Genomic DNA, 15,429 nt, shown 5'->3' on the forward strand with positions numbered 1-15,429 from the left:
TTAAGGTTATAATGCCATAGTGTTATGTTCTTTTAAATGTTAATGCCGACGCATCAAGGTCAATGGAGATTGTTACCACGTTCAGGTTCTTTGGCCCTGTCCAATTGGATCCTGGCCGAAACAACTGTTCTGCTGTCCGGGCCGTTAATGCCAAGGATGGATCTCATGACCTATAGTTTTAGCATGTTCTGTTCTTTGGGTTTCTTGATCTGCTCCTTTTCCAGACCATATAGCATTGGATCGAATCCATAGGGGTAATCATTGCCATCAAATGTGCGTGGTTTTCCTAGGTCTTGGAACACAAAGTCCCGTAACGGAAAAGAAGGTTCCCCCGTTTTCGTGGTATGATGGGGCACCCCCTCCACAAGTACATAATGGGTCCCCGATCCATCCCTTACGATCTCCCTTTGCCAATGGTCATACCGGTCCGTTCTGGTGATTGTTCTTGTTTTCATGGTTCATATATTTAGCGTGTTTTCGATTTTCCTTATGTCCAGTTTCTGTTCTTTGATCGCATCCAGTGCCATCTGTAGATTTTCTGAATCCGAATAATGGGTCCGTAGGTGTTGGATGACCGGCCCATTGACAGGCCTGAAATGTAGTTCTTCATCATTTCGACCAGTTTCGGCAAAGTACCATTGGCCATCCATATAATGTCTTTTTAGATAAGCGGTCCGTCCACCGCTTTCCAATCGGATCGCACCCTTTTCGATCACAAAGTCCTTTTCCTTTACGATCTCTTTGGCCAGATAGTACTTGACCTTGGCACTATGGACAGGGGATTCCATGGCCTCCCTGAAAGTTGTCCAGTCCATCCCCTGGGTCTTTTCGACGTTCGTTTTGCCAATGTACAACTGCCCCTCCTTGATGCCGAGGACAAGTCCGAACCTGAGCTTGGCAATCCGATCGACCCGTTCGTTCCGGAGCATTTCTTGGATCTCTTCACGGGTTAGGTGCAGCAAATCCGTAGAGGTCTTGAGAAAAGGTTGAAAGACAAGATAATGTGCATTGGCCTCCGTCAACCTTAGGATCTCATGGCCTTTTATCGATGCTGGGATCAGGATCGGTCTGTGCAGATGCTCCAAGGGATGCTCCAATACCCCTGCATCCAATGGCAATACCCCCTTCCCAAAGTACTTATTGGACCTAAAGGACTTTTCGATAATGAGGTCATACATTTTACCGAGGGATTCGAAATCGGATGGAACGGTCCTTTGGATGTCCCTTGCAAAAAAGGAATGTCCGAACTCAAGTCCGTCAGTTGCCTTTGGATGGAGGCTGGACAATCTTCCCAAAAGTTCCGGCCAACCCAATGGTTTCCACATGGGAATGTTATCATGGTCCCTCAGGGCCATAACGGGGGCCTTCCGATGCCTATCGTACCCGAACCGGATCGAGGCCAGGAGGTCGTCATTTTCCCTGACCTTGATGGTTCCCATGGCAACCACTCCTTGGTCGAGTTTCACCAACCCTTCTTTTTTCCGATGATAGGAAATCAGGCTGTTCAACGAAGCATCCGAATGCCCCGATTTGGCCATATCCAGGTTCCTGAGGTACTTGAGCCTTTGGATGTCCTGGATGTCCTCCGGGCGGACCCTTTCATATTCCAACGTGGCAAAGTCCCTAAAGTCCCTGTTCAACAATCTTTCCTTAAGGTTCCATAATCTGGCCATGAGCTTTCTTGCCCTTTGCCATGGGTCTGGTCGTCCGCTTTCCTGTAATGGCTCCATAATTATTGTTCGATGAGTTCAAGTATGATCTTACGCTTCAGGTCCAATGAGGGTATGGGATCGATCTTTTCGCCGTTCTTGCTGACCTCATAATGCAGATGGTACCCAGTGGAATCCCCTGAACTGCCCACCGTCCCGATCAATTCGTGCTGCTGTACAAATTGCCCTTTGCCCACCAAGATCTTTGTCAGATGCCCATAAAGGGTCCTGAAGCCGAAACGGTGCCGGATGATGATGTGGGTCCCATATCCCGTTTTGGAACGGACGATGGAAACCACCGTGCCCGATGCAGTGGCATATACCTGTTTGTCCCTGGGTGCCGCAAAATCCAATCCCATGTGTTTTTTCCTTTTTCCGGAAATGGGATGTACACGATACCCAAAGGCACTGCTCAACCTATAGTCCCCTTTTTCCAAGGGCGTACATGAGGGAATTTCGTCCAACAGTCCCGGGCTATATCTAAAATAGGTTTCCAATGAGGACATATAGGTATAGTCCGGGATCTGAAAAAGATACTTTACGATCCTTTCCTCTATTTCAAAGAGCAACCGCTCCCTTTCCCTGTCCGAGACCATACTGTCCATTGGGGCATTCCCCGAGCTGGCCCTGAGTGAGGTATCATAACGGTCCATGGCCACCATCTGTTCCCCGATATCCTCCTCCATCATGGAAAAGGCCTTGCCCAATAGAAGCACCGTTAGGGCAACGATAAGGAATATGAGGTACCGGACCTCCTTCTTGCCGAGGGACATCAGATGTCCCAATATCCGTTTCAGACCTTTTTTTTTCAAAACCATTGCCATTTGAAAAAGTTTTATATATTTGTGGTGTCAGTTACAAACTTATTAATTATTTACAAATAAACAATATTTAATCATATGTTGGACCGTTGGTTGGACAAAGACCATTTGATAGACCTCCCCGCCCTGTTCGGGCATTTCGGATATGAACCTGTAAAAAGGGAACCCTCCCATGTCCTGTTCAAAAGGAACGGCCGTTACAGCGTGGTCATCCATACCGAAAAGGGATTCCTATATTACCACGTGGAGAGCCCCCAGAACAAACTGTCCGCTTCGGACCTTGTCTTGGAAGAAGTCTCCAGGACAGAGGGGAAAAAGAGCGAAACCCTTTGGGACAAGGTCGATCAAAGGTACCATCAGGTGACAGCGGCCAAGGAATTGATGTTGGATTCGTCCAAGGATGTCGGCCTTGAAAGGGTTACTACGGAATTTAACCACTTCCATTCCTATGCGGTGCCGTTCAAGGGAAGGTCGGAGGGGGTTTATTCCGATGTTGCCGGAACGGATGTCTTCAAGGACCGTATCTTCGAGGCTCCTACCGGGGAGCCATTGTTCCCCCTCTACAATATCCAGAACGAGACCACCGGATATTTCCTGGACAGTGACAAGGGGGTCCGGCCCTATGGGGAATCCGATGCCAAACATTCCCTTTGGTATTCCAATATCCCCAAAATGATCGAATGGTTGGTCGTGTTCAAGGATCCCAGGGAGGCCATAGCCTTTCACAGGAAGTTCCAGCTCGACAATGCCGTCTATATGGCCCTTGGGGAGATCAATTATGAGACCACCAAGATCTTGTTCGAGATCCGCAAATTGACCAAGGTAAAGAAGATCATCCTCTCGTTCACCGGTAGCAAAAAGATAGAAGGGTATCTACGGGACCTCAGTTTCATTTCCTTCATCGATGACACCAATTTCATGTTGAAACTTGGTGAAGGGGACCTAAGGGTCAAGTTCCAGGTAGGGGACGAAAAATCCTTTCTGCGCTTTTATAATTCCATAAAGGCCTTCAACCAGGGATTGGCAAAAAGTTTTTTAAAGTATAACAAGGCATTGGACCAATTCCGCATCAACCGCCACAGTATTGTGGTCGGAAAGGAAGGGGACGGTATTTCGGTAAGGGTGCCCCTTGAGGTCGGTGCCATCAAATATTTTGTCTGGTCCTATCATAAGAACTATCTGGGCAAAACATTGGATATCCTCAAACCCAAAATGGCCAATTGGCATTTGGAATGGGAATCAGGCCAAAGTATCACATTAAAGGGGAAGGAGGTGCAGATGGAGGATTACCGGATAGCTTTATAAAATGGAAAAAGAGCGCTCCCGCCCTCTTTCCGAAATATTCCTTAACTCATCGATAAATGAATATCAACAAGTACCGCAAAGGTACGAAAATCAATATTCCTTAACAATTAAATACTCAGTAAAATGGAAAAACAAGTAGAAAGGGTTTTCGTAAAAGTGAACCAAATTTGGCAAAAAGGGGAAATCCTCTCCAAAGAGGAAAGCATCCTAAAGATCAAGACCCAGGGAGGCCTGGAATTCAACATTGACGAGACCAGTCCCTATGTGGAGAAAATGCGGTCACCCGCCCAACGGTTCGCCTATGGGGAGGCCAAGGAAAAATTGGAGGGTGCCTATATCAGTTTTGACAAGCTTCCCGAGAACGTACAGGATGCCCTTGTCAAGGGAGAGGAGCATATCCATCGCTCCACCTATGTCAACGAAGGGGAACTCAAGGAAAGTGTCAAGGCCGTCCAATTGATGTACAGTTCCCAGAGCGGGTCCAAATTGGACGTCCAGATCAAAAGGAACCGGCCCGTGACCCTTGCCCAGGCCACCGCCTATAACCACCAGTTCTCCAAGGAAGAGTTCGAGGCCATGGTCAATGACGGTAGATCCATCGTCTTCAATGGGGTGACCAAGGATGGGGAAATGTTCCCGAAGCTGGCCTATTACGAGCCAAAGCTCAATGACATCAGGACGAAGACCGCCCTTTCGGAGAACACCTATTTCTATGGGCAGCAGTTGACCAAACAACAGGCCGATGCCATGAACAAGGGAGAGGCCGTGGAAATCTCCATCGCCACCAAGAAGGGCAGGAAGACCTATAGCGTCACCTATAGCCCCAGGGCAGAAAGGTTCATTACAAAATCCCCGGAAAAGGCCAATGTAAAGGATCTGGAAACCAAGGGTGCCGTTGTGGTCGGGGACGAAAAAAAAAAGAAACGGCATAATGTCATGAGCAAATAGGGGCCAAAAGGTCCATTTGATGAACAAAAGCCGACATATTCAGATATATCGGCTTTTTTCAATCCTATCGGCAATGAAGAACACTATAAGTTACAAAGAAGACCCTGAACATTACAAGCGGTTGATCGGTAAGATCAACGGGGAAGTGGACTTTGAGGGCCATCTATTGCGCACGGGCCACGTACTGCTCAAAAAAAGTGCAGGATCAATGGAATTCGCCAAGGAGGGCGACCGGATCGTCCTGATGACCTCAAGGGACCCCATCTCCTATTTCAACCGCAATGACTCGGAGGACAAGGGACTTTTCTTTTCGTTCCTCAGGAATAGAGAGAAGAACTTTTACAGGGCCGTCGAACAGGGCCTGGAAATCATTGACAGTGCCCACGAACATGTTGCACAAAACGCAAAGGTCCCCCAAAAAAGGGGCAGAACGAGATCCTTGGAGGAAAATTACAACATAGTACCAATGCGCAATCCCATATACCTTACCAAGGAAAGGGGCATTGCGATGGAAACCCTTGCATCCGATCCCTTTAGGGGCAGGATCTTCAATGCCTTCCACCATAACGACAATGGAGGCAAGATCGCCAATGTGGCCTTTCCAAAATTCGATATCGGGGGAACCCCCAGGAACTATATCCTGTACAACAGGCCCTATAGGGACAGGCATACGGGGGAATCCAAAAAATTCCGCCTGGTGCTCAACGGAAAGGACCATTTTCTGTTCAGTTCCAATCCCCCAAAGGAAGGGGCCCAACGGATCGTTTTTGGGGAAAGCGGGGTGGACCTGCTATCCTTCCATGAACTTGAGGGAAAAAAGGGTGACCTTTATATTTCCTTTGGAGGGAACGTCTATACCGAAAAACTGGATTTCTTTTATGAGCTCATCACCCCCATTCTTTCAAGAAAAGGAATCCAGCTCGTTTCCATTTTCGACAACGATGCCACGGGACACCGATTTGACATCCAGGTTTTTACCAAGCTCATCAATGCAATGGCAAAGGGGGTCTATATCGAGAACAGGATCAACCGGGAGAGGGTATCGATGAACATCCACTACCATATGGACCGTCGTGGTCAAATGGCCCATGATGCCCGTACGATCGAAGACTCGGTCGGTAATGCGTTCCCAAAGGGCCAAGGGTTCAAGACCCTCCTTTTTTCGGACAAGTTGGCCCTTGAATTTTCCATCTCGGAATCCAGATCCACAACCATCTTGGATCCACAGATGGCCAAGGCACTACGGGCATTTTTGACCACCTTGGGCGGGCTGTACCTTCCTGTAAGGGCCAAGATCATGAAATCGATGGGAAAGGATTGGAACGACGACCTGAAAAGCAGCAAGAAGGAAAGGTACGAACAACTTGGGACCATGGATCTGGATAGGATACGCCCAGGGGACAAGATCGTCCTCAAGACCAACAGCGGACCGGAGGGTGCCCCCAACGAGGGCATCGTGGAGGAAATACGCACCACTGGGGTCTTGGCCGATTTTGGGCTCCGGTATTCCTATATGGTCCCCTTTCGGGCCATTGCGGCGCACCTTAGGCACAAAAAGACATCAAAGGAGAACATCGCACAATTAAAAATATAAAACCCTCACGGAGGGATTTTTTGGGACATATCAAACACCAATATCCATAGAAAGGGGGAATAAACAAATATCAATGTATTGACTTAAATTTAAACAAATGAAAATAATGGAAGAGCTATCGGAAGGGTTGAAGGACCACCAATATTACTATGAACTGCTGGATGCAATTATCGAAGAGAATGATATGGAACTCAAGAACCGCCTCCAAATGGGGGATGGATATACCCAGTTCATCCGGGACCAATCCAAGGTCCTGATGGACACTACCATCGAATTGGTACGGGAGAAGGGGATTTCCTTTCAGGAGGCATCCGACATCGCTTTGGAGGGATGGAGGGAAAGGACCTTTGGTTGATTCCTTAATGGACAATATTCTTCCCTTCCATGCAAGATAAAAGGTTGGCACATTCGGCCATGTTCCTCTCCGTGGCACTTTTTGCGGCGATCGGCTATATCGATCATTATGCGCTATTGGCCTACCATGGGATCGATGGCCCGATACTCCGATGGATCTATGGATTTTTCATGAAGTTCGGGCCGTTGCACCAAAAGTACTTGGGCAAACTGTTATTGCTCATGGCCATTGTGGCGGCGGTCATGTTGTACCACCCCAAAAAGGTAGCGGGAAAGACCTATACCAAGGGAGTGTCCTATCTGACCCTTGGAATTATATTCTTTGGTGCCAGTGATGTCCTTAAGGTTCCCAATATTGTTTTGTATTGGTCTTCGGTGCCGTGCTATTTCCTGGGGTTCCTGTTTTCCCTATCGGGCAGTGTCCATCTCTTTCAGGTGCTGTCCTTTACCGACCTCTCCAAAGAAGACCCTTTCAATGACGGGAACGAGACGTTCCAACAGATGGAACAAAAGATCGATACCCCCTATTCGGTGAACATTCCCTATGATTACCGTTTCAAGGGAAAGATCAGAAAAGGCTGGGTCAACTTCGTCAACCTCTTCAGGGCCCTGTTGATCATCGGTACACCGGGAAGTGGGAAATCGTTTGCCCTTTTTGAGGAGATCATCGAGCAGCTTATCGGCAAGATGTTCACTTTGCTCATTTATGACTTCAAGTTCGATACACTCTCCCGTATCGCCTATAACCATTGGCTGAAGAAGAAGGAACAACTCGGCACTGATGATCCGGAACAGTTGGGTTCCCTGCCTGGGTTTTACACCATTTCCTTCGATGATCCGGAAAGGACCCACCGGAACAATCCCATTAGCCCCTACTTGATGAAGTCACAGATCGATGCCTCGGATGCGGCCACCATTATCATGAAGAACCTCAATAAGGAATGGATCAAACAGAACGATTTCTTTTCAAGGAGTGCCATCAGTTTTGTTTCGGGGCTCATCTGGTACCTGAAGAAGAAAGCGGAGGAGACCGGGACCAACATCTGTACCCTCCCCCATGTCATCATTCTTTCAACGGTCAACATACAGGTGCTCTTGGACATCATCCTGAGGGACATGGAAGTCCGCAACCTGATGATCCCCTTCAAGGATGCCCTGGAGCGGGAAGCGGGACAACAATTGGCCGGTCAAACGGCGAGTGCCCAGATATCATTGTCCATGCTCGCCACCAAGGAGATATTCTATGTCATGACCGGCAATGATTTCCAATTGGACATCAACAGCACTTCCAGGCCCAAGATCGTGTGCGTGCAGAACAATCCGGACCGATCGGAGATCTATGCAGCACCCATCGGTCTTATCATCAACAAGGCTTTACAGGTGGTCAACAGGCCCGGGGGCAGACCTATGGGCGTGATCCTTGACGAGGTACCCACGATTTTCATCATGGGCCTTAGAAAGATCATCGATACGGGGAGGTCCCATTTGGTGGCCACTGTCCTTGGTATCCAAAGCGTCTCCCAGCTCATCGCCGATTACGGCAAGGAACTGGCCGATGTGATCTTTGACAACTGTGCAAACGTCTTCAGCGGTGCGGCCAAAGGGGAAACGGCCCGGCGCATCAGTGACATTTTTGGGAAAATCCACCAGGAAAAACTGTCCAGGACGGTCTCACGGAACGATACGACCACCAGTATGGGCACCCAAATGATGGAACTGATGCCCAAGAGCAAGATAACCGGGATGTCAACCGGATATTTTGGCGGTATCGTGGCCGATACCTTTGAACATCCCATCAAGCAAAAACTGTGCTTTGGCCTTTTGAGACCGAACATGGAGGCAAAGAAACACCAGGACAAATTCCCCCTTCCGGTAACAAGGGACTTTAGAACCCCGGACCATGACAAAAAAGTAAGGGAACGCCTGGAATTGATGGAGGATATCGGCTTTTTTGACAAGGTGGCCCGACTTGATCTCGCCCAAAACGATTACATCGAATTCTATAATGTTTATCTGGAAACCTTCACCAAAGAAAACTGTGATGGGCCCATGCAGCGGATGCAGTTCACCTCCTTGGTCCGTGACCTAAAAATATACGATCATTTAAAGGAACTGGAGCAATTGGTCGACAATAAGGAAGCCAATGGCTCCCAGATAAGGGCCTTCATGGAAAACCTTGTCGGAAGGATGTTTTTGGACCGGGAAATGGAACGGGTCCTGGACGAGGCCTTCCACAAGGTACTAGGGGACATTGATGATCTGGTCAAGGACGAATATTTCAAGATCAAGGGGGAACATCCCAAGTCCTCGATCTTCGATCCCGATAAGATAACGGATGAAATTGGGTCTTCCCTGGACGCAAACAGGGAAATCGCCCTGGAATTTTTGGAGGATTTCAACCAAGTGTCCGGCCCCGACCTGTTCGAGGATATGGACGGGTCACAGGAAAGACCTACTTTTAAGGAAGATAATAGCAAAGGGGAAAGTCTGGCCACCCTATGGGATGGGGCCGACTTTTTCGAGGAAGAACCTTATTCCTCCTACCCCGTTCAAAATTTATAGACATGAAGGACATCGACGAACTCAAAAACGCGAAAGCGGAGGATTTTTATTATATCGGAAAAAGGCTCAGGGAGATCCGGGACGATCTGGTCGAAGCGGACGATACCACGGACAAGCGCAATTCCCATTATTCCAGAAAAAATGTTTGTGAACGATTGGGCGTCGATTATTCGACCTTGACCAATGTGGAACGCGGTACGATATCGCCTACCACCTTTAAACTGATCCTGTACTATTATTCCTTGGGCTACAATCCCATGTGGATCATCGCCACGGACAATGAGTTCATCCCGAAGCGCAATATCGGGGAAAACCTCGTCTATCAGGAAGGTATCCAAGAAAGTTTCAAGACCTTGGAATCCAATATCCTGGAAGCCCTTTCGGGGTTCAAATCAAAAATTTAAGCAACGATGGAAAACTGACACGGACCGTCATTGGACATCTATATTGAAATATTCATTTATTCATTTATTCATTTATTCATTTATTCATTTATTCATTTATTCATTTATTCATTTATTCAAATAAACATTTCACCAAATGAGCGATCATCCAACTGTATGGACATACAGATATCCATATCAACAAATATCCAAACCATTGAACAAATGCCTATGTAATTGACCCTATATACAAATATTCCTTTACTCACTTAAATACATATCAATATGAAAACAAAGATCATTTCGGTCGCCGGGGAAAAAGGCGGCGTGGGCAAAACGACCCTTAACATCATGCTGGCCACCAACCTGTTCCATACCTATGGAAAAAAGGTCGTCCTTTTAGATGTGGACGACCCCCAGTTCTCCATTTTCAAAAAAAGACAGCGCGAACTGGACCTTATCGGCGAAAACGAAGAGGACAGCCTCCCCATATATCCCATAATCCGGGTAACGGTAAGGACCATTAAGGACAAAATCCTGCAGCATTATGGAAAAGTGGACTACATCATAATCGACTTTCCGGGAAGCCTGAGCCTCGAAATGGTACAGGGCCTTATGTTCGTCGAACATATCTTCATACCCTTCGACCATGATGAGCTGGAAATCGACAGTACCTTTAATTTCTACAGGACATTGAAGAAAAACTTTCTGGACAATGAGGACAGGGTACTGCGATCGGTCCATCTTTTCTTCAACAAATATCGGGAGGTCCAAAAGAACAAGTTCGCGAACTTAAAGGGCGATGTCCTGACGGCAGGCCTTCCCTTTATGCAGCATGTGGTCAAGGAGAAGACCATATACCGGGAACAGTACAGGAGCACCCTCCATCCCATCCCGGAACAAATGGAGACGGGACCACGGGATATCAGGAACTTTTTTGAGGAAGTCCTTAAATTATCCAGTAATTGATATGGCCATGAAACCCTCAATGAGGGATTTTTTTAGGACGGGCCAAATACGGCTACAAAAGACAAGGACCAAAAATAAAGCAGTGAACAAATGAAAAAAAGTAAAGATACTGGGCAACTGATAAAGGCCATAACGATGGACATGGACAAAACGGATGGCATGTTGGACAGGTTAAAAAAGGAAAGATCCTCCGGAATGGAGACCGATCAAACTGGGGAAACGGCCGATCTTACCAACAATGCCATAACGGGAACTCCTGAGAAAAAAGTACCGTTGGACAAAGATCCGGATGGTTCTGAAACCCCAAAGGATGGAACCGTGGTGCGGCCCATGGAAAACGTGAACCGTCCCAGCAAGGGTAAAAAAATGACGAAATCCGAGGAAAGAATTTGGCAGGAATTCAATAAAACCATTGAATCTGAGTTTTATAGGGACAAAAAAGATGTGTTCCAGATGTCCCTGAGCGGGGAATGCCTCGACGGTTATGAAAGATTGGCCCTTGGATTGGGCTATAAAATGGGAAAAAAGATCAACCGGAACGAGATCTTGAGGAAGGTCCTGGAAGAATTTGTCCATAAGAACGGGACCAAATTGGAGAAACTGATAGAAAAACTATAATAAACTGTATTTGAACCTTTTCTGGAAAATAACATTGGGCATTACGGCCATGTATTACGTATACGTGGCCTGGGTCCTGTTGGTAAAAAAGAAAAGGGACAGCAAAAAAATCAAAGAAAATGATGATTATTTGTATTTAAATAATAAATTTGTAAATAATTCACAAGAAGAACAAGCCGATTTGGAAACCATACTCAGCCAGGTGGATGAAGTCGAGAACAACTCCAAACTCCTGGAGGCTTTCAAAAACAAAGGCTCTTCAAGTGAAGCATTGAACAATTCCTTAACTCGCACAGAAAATGAAAAATTCAAGATCATCCGTAACAGGGATGTTACGGACAAAAAGGGTCCCGACCCGGAAACTTAAACTCTTGCTCCTTATCGGGTTGGGCCTTTGCCTGCCACATGATTCCTTTGGGCAATTGAACGAACTGACCCAAGAACTCCAACAAGGGGAACGTGACCTCTCCAGGATCGCTGACATCGTCATCAGTGCCGTCAAGACCATTGCCGGGACATCCACCATTTTGGGTGGATTGGTATTCCTTTACTTAAGGGACCAACAGAGCGACCTGACCAAAAAGGTGGGACAGGTCATACTTGGCCTTGCCATTTTCTGGATCCTATTGTCCGTGGGGGACAGCATGCGTTCTTAAAAAAGGCCCTCATGGAAGACAAGTTTATCCTTATACGGAAAGGACTCCAGAAGGAGGTCCTGTTCCTCGGCCTCAAGGCCAGGTATATCAATCATTGTATTTATATAGGCCTTGGCATACTCTCCCTAGGGTTCATTTTATCCATGGTCATCCCTACGTTCATGGCCCTATTGGTGACGGCCTGTACCCTATTGTCCATGTTCGCCATCCTCTTGTTCCATTCCAGGACCTACGGGGCCAGGGGGTTCATCAAAAAGATGGCCGATGCCTCCAGACCGGACAAGATCAAGATCTCTCGACCGTACAAAAATATGCCCCTATGGAAAGGATAGCCGATATGATGGACGTGTTCCCCATTTATGGACATGAAAGGAAATCCCTCATTTCAAAGGAAAAGGGCTGTTTGACCATTCCCTTAAAATTGGAGCTCCCAGAGGTGTTCACTTTGGACCAAAGGGATTACAATACCTTGAACGGACTCTTCTTCAATATCATCGACATATTGGGGCCCAACATGATCCTGCACCGACAGGACTATTTCTTTGAGGAACGATACGGCCCCATCCCGCAACGGTTGAACGGTGATTTCATGGAGATCGGCAATGAGCGGTATTTTGAGGAGCGTCCTTTTCTAAGGGCCGAGCATTACCTATTTATCAGCTTGGTACCGACGGGATACTTCAACTATGGCCCCACCAGGGTCAATTCCTTTCTCTCAAAAAAAAGGGATTTCTTTTTGGACAGGACAATTTCCAAAGAATTCCTTGACCGGGATCTCTTGTTGGATTTTGAGACGAAGGTGGAAAGTGTCTCGAACCTATTGAACGGGTCGGGCCTTATCCGGTCGGAGATAATGGGATATGATGGGTTATTTGACGATGAAGGGCTATACACAAAATATTTCAGCCTTTCCGCATCCAACAAAAACCTGCCAGATATCGACTTTTCCAACAATTCCATCAAGATCGGGGAGAAACAGGCCCGGTTCTTTACCGTGGAGAACCTGGACCAGTTCACCAAGGAATATCTGGGGCCCTATGAACTGTACGGAAAATTCACAACACGGCACAACCGGTTCCCTGTTGGCAATCTGTTTTCAATCGGGTTCAAGATACCCCATGAACACATCATCAACCAGTACATCTATATCCCGGAGCAGGAAAGGGCCCTTAAGGGATTGCGAAAAAAGGCCAAGCGTTTCGACCAGTTCGGCAATGGAAAAAAAGACGACAGCAACGGGATCTATGCCGACCAGATCCGGGAGTTCAATACCGACATCCTAGAGAACCATAAGGAGATCGTCTTTTACCATTTGAACGTCCTGGGGTTCAACAACGCAGATGTGAACCATGGAAAAATATGCAGTGCCGTGGCGGACGGCTTCAAAAAGCTCAAGATCAATGCCAAGGAAAACAACATTGACCGAAAGAACCTTCTCTTTGCCGGAGTCCCCGGTAATGCCGTGGGCCTCCCATCGGATATGTACATGCCCATGTCCAGCGATATGGCGGCCTCCTTGTTATATTTCGAGGGCGGGTATAGGGACAGCTCCCAAACGGTCGATGGGCTGCGGTTGATCGACCGGATCAGTGGACGGCCCCTGTCCGTAAGTGTCTACCGGGAACCCGAGAGAAACCATTGGATATTCAATCGCGGCATGTTGATCGCCTCTGGATCCGGCGGTGGCAAGTCCTATGTGGCCAACCATTACATTGCCTCGGAACTCCGTCAAGGGGCGGAGGCCATCATCATGGAGGACGGCAATTCCTATGAACGGATCACAAGGGTGTTTGGCGGGACCATCATCGAACATGACGACAAGCAGCCCTTTACCTTCAACCCCTTCAAGTTGGACGAATATGACACCATTGAAAAGAACGATGAATCCAGGGCATTGAGCGAGGCCAAGGTCATCAACCTGATCACCCTATTGAAATTGATAACGGGTGACGACCGTGGCGTTTCTAGGGATACAATATCCCACGAGGTCAAGAATACCGTTCTTGAAAACCTTTTGCCCGGATATTATTCCCATATGTGGGAGACCGGGAACACCGATTTCCGGTTCGATACCTTTTATGAATACTGCCAAGGACATCTCAAGGTCCTTATCAATGCAAAAAGGATTTCCAAGGAAGTGTTCGACCCCGATGTCTTTCTGTTCCTTTTGGAGAAATACTATAAGGGCGGACCAAGGGAAAAGTTGCTGAACCGGGAAGATGAAAGGATTGCCCGTCTGGGCGAGGAAAGGTTGGTCTATTTCAAATTGGGGAAACTCATCGACAATGAACTGTTGTTCCCCATTACCGCCCTGATGGTCATGGAAATTTTTGACAAAAAACTCCTCGATAGGGACAAACTGGCCATCAACAAGATGATGGTGGTCGATGAGGCATGGAAGGCCCTTTCCAGAAAGGAGTTCGAGGGTTATTTCAACAGCCAGTCCAGAATGGCCAGAAAGTATGGTGGCCAGCCCATCTTCATCTCCCAAAAAGTGGATGACTTTATCGCCTCCGAGGTCATCAAGAATGCCATTGTGGTCAATTCCCATATCAAGGTCTTCCTGGACATGGGGGATTTTGAGAATGTATTCGAGAACATCCAGGAAATGATGGGTCTCAGTGAAAAACAGAGACAATCCATCCTTTCCCTGAACAGAGATCTGCCGCTCGAACGAAAATATCGTGAGGTGGCCTTTTGTTGGAAGGACAGGGTGAAGGTCTACGGAGTGGAAACCTCATTGGTGGAAAAATGCATTTATGAGACCAACCCGATGGAATCGCACAAGATCAATCAACTGCATAAAAAGAACCATAACAATTGGGAACTGACGGCCAAGGATTATTCCCTAGTGCCTTCCCATAAAACACAGGAAAAATGAAAAAACTCATCTACCTATTCAATTTGGTCCCCTTGGTCGCCCTGGGCCAGATCCCCGTCACCGATGCGGCGACCAACGGCTCCCTCGGAATCGCGAACAACCAACTGGCCCAGATCCATATACAGCTCCGGTCATTGGGCAACCAAGTGGCCGCCACCAACCGGAAATTGGACCGGTTGATCGACCTGATGGAGAAAAACAACGATCAGACCACTAGGTCAAGGGAAATCCTAAAAGAGGAACTCGATGCCATGAAGATCGCTCCGGATTATGTGCTGGAATCCACGGAACTGTCCAACATCACAGAATTAAAGGATAAGATCTTGGAAGCCTATAGGACATCTCAGGAAACCATCGGGAACCTTAAGAATTTGGAGTCCGAGCAGACCAAGGAATTCCTGGCCATTGCCACTGATGCGCTGTTGAGGACAAAGGACCTTTTCCAGCAGAGCAGGACCATCCTGAACACAAGGTCCCTCATGCACCCCGAGGAACGGCTCAATAAGATCAACGACATTACCGATAAGTTGAACGGGGTATTGGACGGTCTGATCGCCCACAACAAAAAAATGAAGCAGCTCGATGCCAGCAGGGAAATACGAAGAACATTGATAGACCTGAACCGATGA

The 15,429-nt window shown here is 47.5% G+C and carries 16 protein-coding genes; 13 read left to right on the forward strand and 3 right to left on the reverse strand.

Annotated elements, in window-relative coordinates; translation table 11 throughout:
* Positions 1-170 precede the first annotated feature (170 nt).
* Genes J0656_RS07420 through J0656_RS07430 form a run of 3 tightly spaced genes read right to left on the reverse strand, consistent with a single transcriptional unit; the run spans position 171 to position 2,533 of the window.
* Positions 171-455 carry a hypothetical protein gene (locus J0656_RS07420; protein ID WP_207032618.1) on the reverse strand — a complete coding sequence of 95 codons (285 nt, stop codon included), beginning with the start codon at positions 453-455 and terminating at the stop codon, positions 171-173.
* Between the two features lie 3 nt (positions 456-458).
* Positions 459-1,730 (reverse strand): hypothetical protein, encoded by a 1,272-nt coding sequence (locus tag J0656_RS07425; protein WP_207032620.1) that lies wholly within the window; start codon positions 1,728-1,730, stop codon positions 459-461.
* A gap of 2 nt (positions 1,731-1,732) precedes the next feature.
* A complete protein-coding gene (locus tag J0656_RS07430) occupies positions 1,733-2,533 on the reverse strand; it encodes a M23 family metallopeptidase (protein ID WP_207032622.1) in 801 nt (266 codons plus the stop codon).
* A gap of 75 nt (positions 2,534-2,608) precedes the next feature.
* Here J0656_RS07430 and J0656_RS07435 point away from each other — a divergent pair, with 75 nt between their 5' ends.
* The 13 genes from J0656_RS07435 to J0656_RS07495 all read left to right on the forward strand — a co-directional run bounded on the left by J0656_RS07435 (position 2,609) and on the right by J0656_RS07495 (position 15,429).
* Complete coding sequence (locus J0656_RS07435) at positions 2,609-3,835, forward strand: hypothetical protein (protein ID WP_207032624.1); 1,227 nt, start codon at positions 2,609-2,611, stop codon at positions 3,833-3,835.
* 123 nt (positions 3,836-3,958) lie between these two features.
* Positions 3,959-4,783, forward strand: coding sequence for a hypothetical protein (locus J0656_RS07440; RefSeq protein WP_207032625.1), 825 nt, complete (start codon positions 3,959-3,961; stop codon positions 4,781-4,783).
* A gap of 73 nt (positions 4,784-4,856) precedes the next feature.
* On the forward strand, positions 4,857-6,377 hold the full coding sequence (locus J0656_RS07445) for a toprim domain-containing protein (RefSeq protein WP_207032626.1): 1,521 nt from the start codon (positions 4,857-4,859) through the stop codon (positions 6,375-6,377).
* A gap of 97 nt (positions 6,378-6,474) precedes the next feature.
* Positions 6,475-6,732 (forward strand): hypothetical protein, encoded by a 258-nt coding sequence (locus J0656_RS07450; RefSeq protein ID WP_207032627.1) that lies wholly within the window; start codon positions 6,475-6,477, stop codon positions 6,730-6,732.
* Between the two features lie 29 nt (positions 6,733-6,761).
* On the forward strand, positions 6,762-9,293 hold the full coding sequence (locus tag J0656_RS07455; protein WP_207032628.1) for a TraM recognition domain-containing protein: 2,532 nt from the start codon (positions 6,762-6,764) through the stop codon (positions 9,291-9,293).
* 2 nt (positions 9,294-9,295) lie between these two features.
* Complete coding sequence (locus J0656_RS07460; RefSeq protein WP_207032629.1) at positions 9,296-9,697, forward strand: helix-turn-helix domain-containing protein; 402 nt, start codon at positions 9,296-9,298, stop codon at positions 9,695-9,697.
* Between the two features lie 264 nt (positions 9,698-9,961).
* Positions 9,962-10,645 (forward strand): ParA family protein, encoded by a 684-nt coding sequence (locus J0656_RS07465; protein WP_207032630.1) that lies wholly within the window; start codon positions 9,962-9,964, stop codon positions 10,643-10,645.
* A gap of 90 nt (positions 10,646-10,735) precedes the next feature.
* Positions 10,736-11,263 (forward strand): hypothetical protein, encoded by a 528-nt coding sequence (locus J0656_RS07470; protein WP_207032631.1) that lies wholly within the window; start codon positions 10,736-10,738, stop codon positions 11,261-11,263.
* A 10-nt stretch (positions 11,264-11,273) separates the two neighbouring features.
* Positions 11,274-11,630, forward strand: coding sequence for a hypothetical protein (locus tag J0656_RS07475; RefSeq protein ID WP_207032632.1), 357 nt, complete (start codon positions 11,274-11,276; stop codon positions 11,628-11,630).
* A 4-nt stretch (positions 11,631-11,634) separates the two neighbouring features.
* Positions 11,635-11,919: a hypothetical protein gene (locus J0656_RS07480; protein WP_207032634.1), complete on the forward strand. Its 285-nt coding sequence runs from the start codon at positions 11,635-11,637 to the stop codon at positions 11,917-11,919.
* An 11-nt stretch (positions 11,920-11,930) separates the two neighbouring features.
* Complete coding sequence (locus J0656_RS07485) at positions 11,931-12,251, forward strand: DUF4133 domain-containing protein (protein ID WP_207032635.1); 321 nt, start codon at positions 11,931-11,933, stop codon at positions 12,249-12,251.
* Positions 12,239-14,800: a TraG family conjugative transposon ATPase gene (locus J0656_RS07490; RefSeq protein ID WP_207032636.1), complete on the forward strand. Its 2,562-nt coding sequence runs from the start codon at positions 12,239-12,241 to the stop codon at positions 14,798-14,800. Before J0656_RS07485 ends, J0656_RS07490 begins: the two co-directional genes overlap by 13 nt.
* Positions 14,797-15,429 carry a hypothetical protein gene (locus J0656_RS07495; RefSeq protein WP_207032637.1) on the forward strand — a complete coding sequence of 211 codons (633 nt, stop codon included), beginning with the start codon at positions 14,797-14,799 and terminating at the stop codon, positions 15,427-15,429. The genes J0656_RS07490 and J0656_RS07495 overlap by 4 nt, the downstream gene beginning before the upstream one ends.

The sequence above is a fragment of the Flagellimonas aurea genome (assembly GCF_017313785.1).
Lineage (GTDB): Bacteria > Bacteroidota > Bacteroidia > Flavobacteriales > Flavobacteriaceae > Flagellimonas > Flagellimonas aurea.

Coding starts and splice junctions, on each gene's coding strand:
- J0656_RS07420 (WP_207032618.1), bottom strand. CDS start 455: ATGAAAACAAGAACAATCACCAGAACGGACCGGTATGACCATTGGCAA.
- J0656_RS07425 (WP_207032620.1), bottom strand. CDS start 1,730: ATGGAGCCATTACAGGAAAGCGGACGACCAGACCCATGGCAAAGGGCA.
- J0656_RS07430 (WP_207032622.1), bottom strand. CDS start 2,533: ATGGCAATGGTTTTGAAAAAAAAAGGTCTGAAACGGATATTGGGACAT.
- J0656_RS07435 (WP_207032624.1), top strand. CDS start 2,609: ATGTTGGACCGTTGGTTGGACAAAGACCATTTGATAGACCTCCCCGCC.
- J0656_RS07440 (WP_207032625.1), top strand. CDS start 3,959: ATGGAAAAACAAGTAGAAAGGGTTTTCGTAAAAGTGAACCAAATTTGG.
- J0656_RS07445 (WP_207032626.1), top strand. CDS start 4,857: ATGAAGAACACTATAAGTTACAAAGAAGACCCTGAACATTACAAGCGG.
- J0656_RS07450 (WP_207032627.1), top strand. CDS start 6,475: ATGAAAATAATGGAAGAGCTATCGGAAGGGTTGAAGGACCACCAATAT.
- J0656_RS07455 (WP_207032628.1), top strand. CDS start 6,762: ATGCAAGATAAAAGGTTGGCACATTCGGCCATGTTCCTCTCCGTGGCA.
- J0656_RS07460 (WP_207032629.1), top strand. CDS start 9,296: ATGAAGGACATCGACGAACTCAAAAACGCGAAAGCGGAGGATTTTTAT.
- J0656_RS07465 (WP_207032630.1), top strand. CDS start 9,962: ATGAAAACAAAGATCATTTCGGTCGCCGGGGAAAAAGGCGGCGTGGGC.
- J0656_RS07470 (WP_207032631.1), top strand. CDS start 10,736: ATGAAAAAAAGTAAAGATACTGGGCAACTGATAAAGGCCATAACGATG.
- J0656_RS07485 (WP_207032635.1), top strand. CDS start 11,931: ATGGAAGACAAGTTTATCCTTATACGGAAAGGACTCCAGAAGGAGGTC.
- J0656_RS07490 (WP_207032636.1), top strand. CDS start 12,239: ATGGAAAGGATAGCCGATATGATGGACGTGTTCCCCATTTATGGACAT.
- J0656_RS07495 (WP_207032637.1), top strand. CDS start 14,797: ATGAAAAAACTCATCTACCTATTCAATTTGGTCCCCTTGGTCGCCCTG.